Source organism: Arthrobacter sp. B2a2-09 (genome assembly GCF_027587375.1).
In the GTDB taxonomy this organism is placed as follows: Bacteria; Actinomycetota; Actinomycetes; order Actinomycetales; family Micrococcaceae; genus Arthrobacter.
Genome location: NZ_JAMXIC010000134.1, coordinates 1 through 228 on the forward strand (window position 1 = coordinate 1; position 228 = coordinate 228).

Below are 228 nucleotides of genomic sequence, written 5' to 3' on the forward strand. Positions count from 1 at the left end.
CAGGTTACGGTCGCCCGCGGCGCCGTCGATGCGGCCTACCGGCGGGAAGTACTTGTCCTGCTTGAGGTGGTGGACCGGGAAGACGGCCTGCTCGCGGGAGTACTCACGGTTCCAGTCCGAGGAGACGACGGCGGCCGCGGTGTGCGGTGCGTGGCGCAGCGGGCTGTTCTCCACCGTGAAGTCGCCGTGGGCAACCTGCTCGATTTCCTTGCGGATGGTGATCATCGC

General features: G+C 67.5%; 1 protein-coding gene. It reads right to left on the minus strand.

Translation table 11 applies throughout. The features are described from left to right. A partial coding sequence (locus tag NFJ07_RS25870; RefSeq protein ID WP_269998955.1) for a hypothetical protein occupies window positions 1-228 on the minus strand: 228 nt, incomplete at both ends.